We start from the raw sequence: 3,408 nt of genomic DNA on the forward strand, positions 1-3,408 counted from the left end.
CGGGCATTACCGTGAACCTGCGGCTGGGCAATGCCCAGGAAACCCTGGCGGCGCTGCTGTCCGAGAATGCGGATGTGGTGGTGCTCACCGAAGTTGAACCGCGCAACGGCCTGCACCTGCAAGCGTTGAGCGAGTCGCGGATCTGCGCGTTGGTGCCGGCCAGCCACCCGTGGGCGACGCTGGCCGAGGGCATTCAACTGGCGCAACTGCACGAGGTGATCATGGTGCTGCGCGAGCCCGGGTCCATCACTCGGCGCACCTTTGACCACGCCTGCCTGGGGGCGGGTGTGCAACCGAAAGTACTGCTGGAGCTGGACAGCCGCGAGGCGGTGACCGAAGCCGTTGCTGCGCAGTTGGGGGTGGGCGTGGTGTCCTCGATGGAGGTCAGCCCGGACCCACGTGTGCGCGCGCTGCCGATCCACGGGGAAGGGCTGGTCAACCGACACAGCCTGGGGTGCATGGAGCGCCGTCGGTCGCTGCGTTTGATTCAGGCGTTTTTCGAGCTGGCGCCGTGAAGGTTTTTTGGTGGAACGTTGCGTTTTTGCCCTATAAACTCTGCCCCCAAAGCGCTGGCCAGTAGACGTCTCGGCGCGATGGACGAGAAAGAGAGTGAGTCATGGGCGCACAGTGGAAAGTTAAACATAAAGAAGCAGCATCCAATGCCAAGGGCAAGATCTTCGGCAAACTGGTGAAAGAGATCACCATCGCCGCCCGTAACGGTGCCGACACCGCGACCAACGCCCACTTGCGTCTGGTGGTGGAGCAGGCCAAAAAAGCCTCGATGCCCAAGGAAACCCTGGACCGCGCGATCAAGAAAGGCGCCGGTCTGCTCGGTGAGACCGTGCAGTACCACCGCGTGACCTACGAAGGGTTCGCCCCGCACCAGGTGCCGTTGATCGTTGAATGCGTGACCGACAACATCAACCGCACCGTGGCCGAAATCCGCGTGGCGTTCCGCAAGGGCCAGTTGGGCGCTTCCGGCTCCGTGGCCTGGGACTTCAACCACGTCGGCCTGATCGAAGCCGCGCCGGACAGCCCGGACGCCGATCCTGAAATGGCGGCCATTGAAGCCGGCGCCCAGGATTTCGAAGAGGGCGAAGAAGAGGGCACCACTCAGTTCATCACCGAAACCACCGACCTCGACGCCGTGCAGAAAGCGCTGCCGGAGCAGGGCTTTACCGTGCTGTCGGCCAAGCTGGGCTATATCGCGAAGAACCCGGTGACGGGTTTGACCGACGAGCAGATGGCTGAAGTCGAAGCCTTCCTCGAAGGCCTGGACAACCATGATGACGTGCAGGATATGTTCGTCGGCCTGGCCGGCTGATTCGTGGCTGAATAAACACGGTCCAAACGGTGGGAGGGGGCTTGCTCCCGATAGCGGTGTGTCAGTCAACGACGATGTTGAATGTGCCACTGCTATCGGGAGCAAGCCCCCTCCCACATTGGGTTCAGTGGTGTGGAATGGATTGCAGCAGCGCTTCGACTTCTTTGAAGCTCGGCCGGGCCAACACCTCGGGCTGACAGCAGCGCGCCTGTAAGCCTTCCAGAATCTGGCGTGCGGTGTCGCTCAAGCCTACGTCGATCCGCTGCAATAACTCCCCGAGCAGCACCCCGAACGCCCGCACTTCAATGCGTTGCAGCGCCCTGGTTTCCACGGTGTCCGCCGAGGCATGGAACGACGCCGCGCCGAAATCTCCGAGTAAGCAGTCGCCCGCCGCGTTCCACAGAATATTGTGGGCGTACAGGTCGCCATGGGTGATGCCGTGGCGGTGCAGGTGCGCGGCCACCGAGGCGATGCCGCGTGCCATGCGCAATGTCACGGCGAGGCTGAAGCGGGTGGCCGGTTCGTAGATATCGCGGGTGCAGGACGCCAGGCTCGGCAGGGCGGCGAGGTTGCGGTAGCTCGGCTCGATCAGGTCCATCACCAGCGCGGCCTGGTCATCCGGGTGGCCAACCACGCGGCCTTCCACCTTGATCAGGTTGGGATGCAGCCCGGCGGCAATGCACGCCTGCATTTCGTGCAGCGGTGAGCCATCGCTGGTGATGCTGCCTTTATACAACTTGACCGCCACCGGCTTGGCCGAGGGTTGCCAGAGCGCCTTGCGAATCACCCCGGAGGCGCCTTCTCCGAGGACCTCGGCCAGTTCCAGTGCCGACCACGGAATGTCTGGCGTCGCGTCGTCGTCAGCTACGTCTATCGCCATTTCCGCCGGGTTGCCGGCGTAGGCCAGCCAGGTCAGGCTGGGCAGTGCCAGGAGCCAGTGCGGCAGGCCGGTGAGGCGGTTGGAGGCGATGCGGATCAGCTCGAGGTTGTGGCAGTTGGCCAGGCTTGGCGGCAGGTGCGCCAGTTGGTTGCCGGCCAGCATCAGTTTTTGCAGCAGCGGCCGCTGGCCCAATTCGTCGGGCAGTTGGCTGATGCAGTTGTCGGTGAGGATCAACCAGCGCAACAGCGGTGGCAGCGCGGCGGCCGGCACCTGGCGGATGCGGTTGGCCTTGAAGCCGATCATGCTCAGCTTTGCGCATTGGCCCAGGCAGGCCGGCAGTTCGGTAAAGGCGTTGTCCGAGCAGAACAGCACGCGCAGGTGCGGCAGGCGATGCAGGTCGTCGGGCAGGCTGCTCAGGGCGTTGCCGCTGAGGTTGAGGATTTCCAGGGAGTCGGCCAGTTCGAAGATTTCCCGGGGGAATTCGGTCAGCCCGCAGGACAGGTCCAGGCGCTGGATGCCGGCCAATTGGCCGGCCTTGAGTTGGGCGAGGGTATTCATGAACGGCGCGGTCACTCGGCAAGGGGGGTGTAAAAGGCGCTCATGATAGCGGGTCGGGCGTGTGTTGCGGGTGGACCGCTTGCAATTGGTTCAGGCGACTGGCAGTACGCGCCAGATCGATGGCGTGGCCGCTCAAGGCCTGCTCCAGCGGGTGCGCACCGATCAGGATCAGCTGTTTATCCTGGTCGTAGAGCACGTCCACCAAATTGATAAAGCGCTGTGCCCCAACGGACGCAAACCTTCCTGGGTCAACGGCCCAAGCAGTTCCGGCACCGCCAGCAGGAACGAAGCGCCGCCGAGCAGTTGCAGCAGCAAACCGAAGACGAAACTGACGCGCTGTTGCAGGTACAGGCTCAACCAGATGACCAGCAAACCACTCGCCGCCCATACCCCGCTGGCGCTGTCCCAGGGCAGCACAAACAGCACGGCCAGGTTGATCAACACCAGGCCGGCCAGCAGCACCACCGACAACCCGCGCAACAGCCGCACATCGCTGCGCACCATGTCGTCGCGGGCCGCCAGGCGCAAGACCTTCGACGCCAAGCCGGTATAGCCCGCCATCACGATCATATCGACGCTGATCATCGTCGCGCCGAGGATCAGATACTGGGTCAGCAGCGGTGCCTGCGGGTTCACGAACTGCGGC

The 3,408-nt window shown here is 63.7% G+C and carries 3 protein-coding genes and 2 pseudogenes; 2 read left to right on the forward strand and 3 right to left on the reverse strand.

Going from position 1 to position 3,408, the window contains the following annotated elements; genetic code table 11:
* On the forward strand, positions 1-515 hold a 515-nt coding region (locus L9Z73_RS27655; protein ID WP_247407855.1), incomplete at its 5' end, for a LysR substrate-binding domain-containing protein.
* Between the two features lie 101 nt (positions 516-616).
* A complete protein-coding gene (locus L9Z73_RS27660; RefSeq protein ID WP_247407857.1) occupies positions 617-1,324 on the forward strand; it encodes a YebC/PmpR family DNA-binding transcriptional regulator in 708 nt (235 codons plus the stop codon).
* A 124-nt stretch (positions 1,325-1,448) separates the two neighbouring features.
* Here L9Z73_RS27660 and L9Z73_RS27665 read toward each other — a convergent pair whose 3' ends face one another.
* The 3 genes and pseudogenes from L9Z73_RS27665 to L9Z73_RS27675 form a co-directional block, all read right to left on the reverse strand.
* A complete protein-coding gene (locus L9Z73_RS27665; protein ID WP_247407859.1) occupies positions 1,449-2,762 on the reverse strand; it encodes a protein kinase in 1,314 nt (437 codons plus the stop codon).
* A 40-nt stretch (positions 2,763-2,802) separates the two neighbouring features.
* Positions 2,803-2,982, reverse strand: a pseudogene (gene zapE, locus L9Z73_RS27670) (AFG1/ZapE family ATPase); the annotation flags it as partial.
* Positions 2,931-3,408, reverse strand: a pseudogene (locus L9Z73_RS27675) (hypothetical protein); the annotation flags it as partial. The pseudogenes L9Z73_RS27675 and zapE, both read right to left, overlap by 52 nt.

Origin of the sequence: Pseudomonas emilianonis (assembly GCF_023072625.1) — a bacterium.
GTDB classification, from domain to species: domain Bacteria; phylum Pseudomonadota; class Gammaproteobacteria; order Pseudomonadales; family Pseudomonadaceae; genus Aquipseudomonas; species Aquipseudomonas paraveronii.